This window comes from Candidatus Poribacteria bacterium, from assembly GCA_021295755.1.
Classification (GTDB): domain Bacteria; phylum Poribacteria; class WGA-4E; order WGA-4E; family PCPOR2b; genus PCPOR2b.
This window is the reverse complement of the sequence record JAGWBT010000179.1, coordinates 1,431-6,958: the sequence shown is the minus strand read 5'-3', so window position 1 is coordinate 6,958 and position 5,528 is coordinate 1,431. Positions and strand designations below refer to the sequence as shown.

Below are 5,528 nucleotides of genomic sequence, written 5' to 3'. Positions count from 1 at the left end.
GTCGGTCTAAAGTATGCGGTGGAGGATTTAGACGCCTTTGATCGAATCGTAGAGCGGGCGGGGGATCGCGCAGCGATGGTCTGTGGTATGGCGGAAGATCCCTGTATCGACTATATGGCGCACGGCGCAGTGGGTTTCAGTTCGGGCATGGCGAATTTCGTGCCGCGAATGAGCCTAACACTGCATCAAAAGTTCGCAGCCGGCGATAGGGCAGAAGCGGAACGGCTCCGTGCGATGATGGTGCCGTTCGAGGATTTTCGAGGTGAGAATGGGGCGCGGTATAGCGGTTCGGCGTTACACGCTGCCATGGATTACGCGGGGTTGGCTGGCGGTCCGGTCATTCCTTTTGCTGAAGATGTGGGACCGCAGGATTTGCCACGGGTTCATGCTATGATGGATGTGTTGATGAAGGAAGAAACAGCATTGCGTGTAAGTTAAAGAGGGGAGCTTTTCGATGATTGTTGATACCCACGTCCATGTTTGGGAGATTGATCCGCCTAAATACCCTGTCGGGCCGACCGCCCCCACCTGGAATTCCTATCCGGACGAGCCGGGCACCGTTGACGAGCTGCTAGCAGAGATGGATGAACATAGCGTAGATTGGACTGTGTTAGTGCAGACCAGTTGGTCCACTTGGGATAACGGCTACATCGCAGATTCCGTGGAACGCTTTCCAGACCGCTTCATCGGGCACGGATTGATTGATCCACAGGACGCTACTGGATAAAAGATCGGGGACTGGCTGGCTTTCGCTTTCACCCGATGTATTATCCCGACGAAAAGATTCTATTGACCCGTCAGAATGAACCGATGTGGGAGGAGATTGCTTCACTAGATGCGGTTATCCAATTTCATCTCCGGGCGGAGTTTGCGGATCAGGTAGCGGTGATTGCAGATCGACATCCTTCCTTGAAACTGATTCTTGACCACATGGGCTATCCTCAAGTTGATACGAATGAGGCAGAATTTCAGCCAATCGTCGATCTTGCCCAACATGACAATATGTATTTGAAACTATCAGATGTTGCCGGTCGTTCTAGCCAAGATTTCCCTTATAGAGACGTGCATCCGTTTATCGAGAAACTGGTAGATGCCTTTGGAGCCGAGCGGATGGTATGGGGAACAGGATACCCGGGACATCACCGAGCTAAACATGATTGGCCCACCCTGGATCAGGAGTTGCGGCTTGTCCGAGAAGGTCTACCTTTCTTGACAGATGCTCAACGTGAACGCATTTTGGGCGGCACAGCTGCAGAGATTTGGGAGCTGACATAGTGTCAAAAGAACTGCACAAAACAACAAATTTCCCCATTTTCCCCGTCAATTGAGGCAAACTGAAACGTGAATAAAAATACTGTAGGCTAAGTTTTTGAGATTTCGGTTACAGCACTATTGTTCCGAACTCGCTAATCAGGAACTCCCCATGAATAAAGACAATTCTCCAGATGTCATCGGAATTGGTACATGCACCGCTGATATGCTCTTTGTCGTTCCCCAACCACCAGCGTACGGGAGATCGTGGCGTGCTTCTCAATACTTGCGCCAAGCCGGTGGCCCCGTCTCAACGGCACTTGTCACCCTTGCCCGGTTGGGGATTTCTGCCCGTTTCGTCGGAAGAGCCGGTGATGATCCCGAAGGTGTGTTCATCCGAGACGAATTTCAGAAGGAAGGCGTAGATGTCAGTCGATTCATGCTTGAACCGAACGTCTTCTCCCGCGCTGTTCTGGTTCTCGTTGATCAGGAGACGGGTGAGCGTTGTTTCACCTCCCGTCGGGAGACCAACACCCCTTTGGCTATATCAGATCTGGATCGCCAAGAGATTACATCTGCCAAAGTCCTGCATTTAGACGATGCTGATGGAGCCTCTGTCCAAGCGGCAAAATGGGCGAAAGCGGCGGGGGTGACTGTGGTGTTGGACGGCACATGGCACAGCGAAGTGCTCGTAGAGCGATTACTGCCGTTGGTCGATATTCCTATCGTATCAGAAGCTTTTGCACACGGATGGATGCCCGATGCGCCGCCCGAAGCAATCGTAGAAGAACTTTATGAATTTGGCGCACATATCGCCGTTGTAACGCTTGGCGAGAAAGGCTGTGTGGCGAAATGGGAAGGGGGGCTCGTTACGTTTCCGGCCTTCCCTGTTGATGTAGTAGATACCACCGGTGCGGGGGATGCGTTCCACGGTGGGTTTATCTATGGTGTCCTACAGGACTGGAGTGCTCCGGAGATAGTCCGGTTTGCCTCGGCTGTCGCTTCCATCAACTGCCGTCAACTGGGCGGACGCACCGGCTTACCAACAGTGGGAGCGGTTCATCAATTCTTGGAAGCTTTTCCAGCGACAGACAGCCAATGAGCAGTGCAGAACTATCCTGTCCTTTGGGAAGCCCCCCTTTCGAGACGATTCCGCTCAATTTCCCAATAGCATCAGAGAATATATTTGCTGACATCCTCGTCCTCCACAATCTCGGACAACTGCTCGGTGACATAATCGGCGTTGATTGTGATTAACTTCTCCTCCAAGTCAGGAGCGTTAAAGGAAAGTTCGTCAAAAAGTTTCTCCATGATAGTGTGGAGGCGGCGCGCCCCGATATCTTCCACCGATTCATTCACCTGAAAAGCCAAAGCGGCGATCTGATCTATTGCATCCGCGGTGATGGTCACATCGATCCCTTCCGTTTTCAACATTGCGATGTACTGCTTCTCTAGCGCGTTCTTCGGTTCGGTGAGGATGCGTTTGAAATCCGCCTCGTTCAGGCTTCTCAGTTCAACACGAATTGGGAAACGCCCCTGCAATTCTGGAATAAGATCCGACGGCTTGGAAACATGAAATGCGCCGGAGGCGATGAAAAGGATGTGATCGGTGCGAACCATGCCATGTTTGCTCATTACCGTACTTCCTTCGATAATCGGTAAGATGTCACGCTGAACGCCCTCCCGCGAGACATCGGGTCCTGACTTCGATTCACGCCCTGCGATCTTATCAATCTCATCCAGAAAGACAATGCCGGAGTCTTCCACACGCGCAATAGCTTCGCTGACGACATTGTCCATATCGATTAGCTTCTCTGCCTCCTCTTGTGCGAGAATCTGACGTGCTTCGGAGATAGGGACGCGGCGTTTTTTCTCCTGTTTGGGCAGAATGCTCCCGAACATATCCTTCAGATTGATATCCATCTCCTCAATACCGCTTGGAGAGAAGATTTCAACGAATGGAACTGTTCGGTTGCTTACATTGATTTCGATAGGCTTGTCTTCTAGTTTGCCATCTCTCAGTCGTTGACGGAACTTTTCCCGCGTTCGTTGGTATCTTTCCTGCTCTTGCTCGCTGATTTCGGACCGTTCAGTTGGATCGAACTGCTGCATTGCTAACGCCAGTCGCTCGTCCCCACTGATGTCCCCCTCCTCCTCATCGGTAATTTCGCCACTTTTTTCAACAGGCTCAGGGTGCACCGTCGACCGCGGTGGTGGTATCAGGAAATCTAAGAGACGTTCTTCGGTCAACTCCAGTGCTTTTCCCTTGACTATCTCCGCTTGTTCGGACTTTACCATATTAACTGCAAGGTCTGCTAAATCCCGAATCATCGATTCTACATCCCGCCCAACATAGCCAACTTCCGTATATTTTGAGGCTTCTACTTTAATAAACGGAGCCTCCACCAAACGTGCCAACCGCCTCGCAATTTCGGTCTTTCCAACCCCTGTTGTGCCGATCATGATAATGTTTTTCGGTGCGACTTCGTCCCGCATGTCGTCTTCAAGCATCTGCCGACGTGCCCGGTTGCGGAGCGCGACAGCGACCGAACGCTTCGCCTCCGCCTGTCCGATAATATATTTATCAAGTTCTTCAACAATCTGTTTAGGGGTCAGTGCCTCCGCTAATGTTTTTTGGCTCGATGAAGAATTGAGTGCTGACAATGTGTACCTCCGTTTTCTACATTCGTAATTGAGTAGCAAAGACTCTACAGTTAAATTTCAAGCGTTTCGATCTCAATACTGCTATTGGTATACACACAAATATCGCTGGTTATCTGTAACGCCTCTCTGATAATCTCTTCGGCGGTGAGCGCAGAGTGTTTCAAGAGTGCTCTGGCAGCAGATATAGCGATAGATCCGCCAGATCCAATGCCTAAGACCCCATCATCTGGCTCAAGCACGTCGCCGCTTCCAGAGAGAAGATAGCCTCTTTCGACATCCACCGCGACTAACAGAGCTTCTGTCCGGCGGAGTACACGGTCACCTCGCCAATCCCTCGCAAACTCAACAGCCGCTCTTTGAAGGTTACCGCGATACTGATCCAGTTTTTTTTCAAGATTCTCAAATAAAGTGAGGGCGTCTGCGGCTGAACCTGCAAATCCTAACAGAACCTGACCGTTATAAGCACGACGAATTTTCCTCGCCCCATGTTTAATCGCGGTATCTCCTAAAGTGACTTGTCCATCGCCACCAAGGGCGATCTGATTGTCACGTCGTACCGTGAGAATTGTTGTTGATCTAATCATTATCATTCCTTATCCGTCAAACGTACGACAAACACAATAATATCTTTAGAACTTACGCAGTTGATTTATAAGTCCCCCTTCCTTCCCCCCTGATAAGGTGGGCTAGGGGGTTAGGGATTTAGGGGGTTAAAGATAAAACAAATCCACACCACATGCTAAATTTGCGTAAGTCCTGATCTTCTTTCAACGCAATATCCCGACGAAGTAAAACGACAGAAAGCAGAGAAACTGCATAATCCCGATAAAGAGTCCACACCGTATCGCCCCCACAACGATGTGGCTACGGAGATAGTACGGGGAAAGCAAAAAGGTCAGCGCAAGCCCTATCGGAACGCAAACAGGAACGGAACCGATATAGGGGAAATCAGGAAAGCGCACTGCATTCCAATTCCATAAGCGTGCAGAACCGAACTGATCGAAAATAGTGCTGCCCACGAAAGCAATGCTGCCAACAATCACAGCAGGGATATAGGGCCGTTCCCAAATTGTGTTAAAGCGATAATAGATGTAGATGATTATCGTGATGACAACCATCCAAGTTAGTAGCAAACTCAAGGGTACGGCAGCTATCCGAATATCACCCGCGCTCAAATAAGAGAGCAGTGCAACACGTCGAGAAAACAACCAATCCAGTGGGACATAGGTAATCGACGCAATCACGCCGAAAATCGCGCTGCGCGTTAAATGCGAAAGCGGGTCCCATGGCCGGCTCGCATAACCGAACACGCCCACCACCACAAGGACGTTCAAATAAAGCAGCCAAATCGAACCGAGTTTGGCATTCAGCAGAAATGTCAGAAAAGTGGTAATGCTCGCAATAATGACAGTTTTATCGGTTTGAGTGATGGTCATTGAAACTCAGACATTAAGGGGCAGGATTCAGCATTTACAGTGGATTCTAAAAATAAATAGACCCTTTCGCTCCCCATGTTTGGTAGGCGCTGTTTACAACTGCGCCGTACAGTCTCTAGCTTGGTAGGCGCTGTTTACAACTGCGCTGTCCAGTCTCTCGTTTGGTAGGCGCTGTTT

General features: G+C 50.2%; 7 protein-coding genes. 4 read left to right on the top strand and 3 right to left on the bottom strand.

Annotated elements, in window-relative coordinates:
• From J4G02_20680 to J4G02_20665, 4 genes are all read left to right on the top strand, one after another.
• Positions 1-438: dihydrodipicolinate synthase family protein (locus tag J4G02_20680; GenBank protein ID MCE2396942.1), on the top strand; the 438-nt coding region annotated here is incomplete at its 5' end.
• Between the two features lie 16 nt (positions 439-454).
• Positions 455-727 carry a hypothetical protein gene (locus tag J4G02_20675; GenBank protein ID MCE2396941.1) on the top strand — a complete coding sequence of 91 codons (273 nt, stop codon included), beginning with the start codon at positions 455-457 and terminating at the stop codon, positions 725-727.
• A gap of 35 nt (positions 728-762) precedes the next feature.
• Entirely contained in the window at positions 763-1,275 is a 513-nt protein-coding gene (locus tag J4G02_20670) for an amidohydrolase (protein MCE2396940.1), read from the top strand.
• Positions 1,276-1,423: 148 nt separating this feature from the next.
• Positions 1,424-2,353, top strand: coding sequence for a carbohydrate kinase (locus J4G02_20665; GenBank protein MCE2396939.1), 930 nt, complete (start codon positions 1,424-1,426; stop codon positions 2,351-2,353).
• Positions 2,354-2,424: 71 nt separating this feature from the next.
• Here J4G02_20665 and hslU read toward each other — a convergent pair whose 3' ends face one another.
• From hslU to J4G02_20650, 3 genes are all read right to left on the bottom strand, one after another.
• Positions 2,425-3,867, bottom strand: a complete 1,443-nt coding sequence (hslU, locus tag J4G02_20660; protein ID MCE2396938.1) for an ATP-dependent protease ATPase subunit HslU — start codon at positions 3,865-3,867, stop codon at positions 2,425-2,427.
• 98 nt (positions 3,868-3,965) lie between these two features.
• The gene (gene hslV, locus J4G02_20655; GenBank protein MCE2396937.1) at positions 3,966-4,505 is read right to left on the bottom strand and encodes an ATP-dependent protease subunit HslV; all 540 of its coding nucleotides are present in this window, start codon (positions 4,503-4,505) and stop codon (positions 3,966-3,968) included.
• Positions 4,506-4,682: 177 nt separating this feature from the next.
• The gene (locus J4G02_20650) at positions 4,683-5,351 is read right to left on the bottom strand and encodes a hypothetical protein (GenBank protein ID MCE2396936.1); all 669 of its coding nucleotides are present in this window, start codon (positions 5,349-5,351) and stop codon (positions 4,683-4,685) included.
• Between the last annotated feature and the right edge of the window lie 177 nt (positions 5,352-5,528).

What these genes read in the sequence shown, in the direction of transcription:
- J4G02_20675 (MCE2396941.1), top strand. Translation starts at nt 455, where the DNA reads ATGATTGTTGATACCCACGTCCATGTTTGGGAGATTGATCCGCCTAAA.
- J4G02_20670 (MCE2396940.1), top strand. Translation starts at nt 763, where the DNA reads ATGTATTATCCCGACGAAAAGATTCTATTGACCCGTCAGAATGAACCG.
- J4G02_20665 (MCE2396939.1), top strand. Translation starts at nt 1,424, where the DNA reads ATGAATAAAGACAATTCTCCAGATGTCATCGGAATTGGTACATGCACC.
- hslV (MCE2396937.1), bottom strand. Translation starts at nt 4,505, where the DNA reads ATGATAATGATTAGATCAACAACAATTCTCACGGTACGACGTGACAAT.
- J4G02_20650 (MCE2396936.1), bottom strand. Translation starts at nt 5,351, where the DNA reads ATGACCATCACTCAAACCGATAAAACTGTCATTATTGCGAGCATTACC.